The sequence below is a fragment of the Gilliamella sp. wkB108 genome, assembly GCF_001690195.1.
Classification (GTDB): domain Bacteria; phylum Pseudomonadota; class Gammaproteobacteria; order Enterobacterales; family Orbaceae; genus Gilliamella; species Gilliamella apicola_L.
Genome location: NZ_LZGM01000054.1, coordinates 1 through 1242 on the forward strand (window position 1 = coordinate 1; position 1242 = coordinate 1242).

1 protein-coding gene and 2 rRNA genes are annotated in these 1242 nt (G+C 37.2%); all 3 read right to left on the bottom strand.

Going from position 1 to position 1242, the window contains the following annotated elements; all coding sequences use genetic code 11:
- The coding region (locus A9G11_RS05695) for a YgjV family protein (protein WP_065618539.1) at window positions 1–425 on the bottom strand (425 nt) is incomplete at its 3' end.
- 298 nt (window positions 426–723) lie between these two features.
- Window positions 724–839: ribosomal RNA gene (gene rrf, locus A9G11_RS05700) — 5S ribosomal RNA — on the bottom strand.
- Between the two features lie 132 nt (window positions 840–971).
- A 23S ribosomal RNA gene (locus tag A9G11_RS05705) occupies window positions 972–1242 on the bottom strand; the annotation flags it as partial.

Genomic DNA, 1242 nt, shown 5'->3' on the forward strand with positions numbered 1-1242 from the left:
AGTAATCGCATTTGTTGTTGATGAAAACGAAATAGTGCAATAGTTACCAGTGTTGTACCAATAACCGATAAATAATGAATAAATTGCGTCCAATCTGGAGTAGTTAGAAAATAAAATATCCACATTAACCCAATAAAGAATAGCATTACTATCATATTTTTTGTGTAAGCTGAAGCTATGTTTCTAAATATATTAACAATATTAAGAATAGCTGCTGGATAAGATTCAGGACCTAATAAATAGAAATGAATAGTCATAATAATATTAACAATCGTTAGTTGCCAACGAAAGGCACTATCTTTACGTTGTAAAAATGCACTCACACCTACAAGATAACCTAATATGCCAATCAACTGTGGGATTGTCATATATTTTTGAATAAAATCAGAATTAAAAATTTGATATATAAAATTTAAATTATCCATTATTCGCTCCCTAGACCAATGGATCTGACAATTTCTGATTTATTGATAGTGAATTATCCATGTTATCTTGATTGGTAATAAAACATCAGTAAAATTACTTTTTCGCAACCTACTAATTTATGATTGCACTCAAAGTAATTAACGTATGAATTATTTCACCCTATCTTATCTAACCTAGCACAATTGACCTTATTAGCCATGTGATTAAAATCTTGTCACTTACGCTTCTTTATTCTTTCTTATTCTCACCAGATACAAAAAAGCCCAGCATCTCTGCTGGGCTCTCGCTTATTTATTAGTCTGGCGGCACCCTACTCTCACATGGGTAATACCCACACTACCATCGGCACTACGGCGTTTCACTTCTGAGTTCGGCATGGGGTCAGGTGGGACCACCGCGCTATTACCGCCAGACATATTCTGTATACTCTCTTTTCTTCGTTAATGTGTTCGTTCGCTTTCTTACTGCTATCTGCAACACATCAACACAATCCGGAACAAACTGCTTCTTTCTCTACTTCGCGCTCCAAAACAACTCCGAGTTGTAAGGTTAAGACTCTCGGTTCATTAGTATCAGTTAGCTCAATGTATCACTACACTTACACACCTGACCTATCTACGTCTTAGTCTCAAACGGACCTTACAGATTCTCATCTGGGAAAACTCATCTTAAGGCTAGTTTCGTGCTTAGATGCTTTCAGCACTTATCTATCCCGCACGTAGCTACCGGGCAATGCAATTGGCATCACAACCCGTACACCAGCGGTGCGTTCACTTCGGTCCTCTCGTACTAGAAGCAAACCCTCTCAATTTTCCT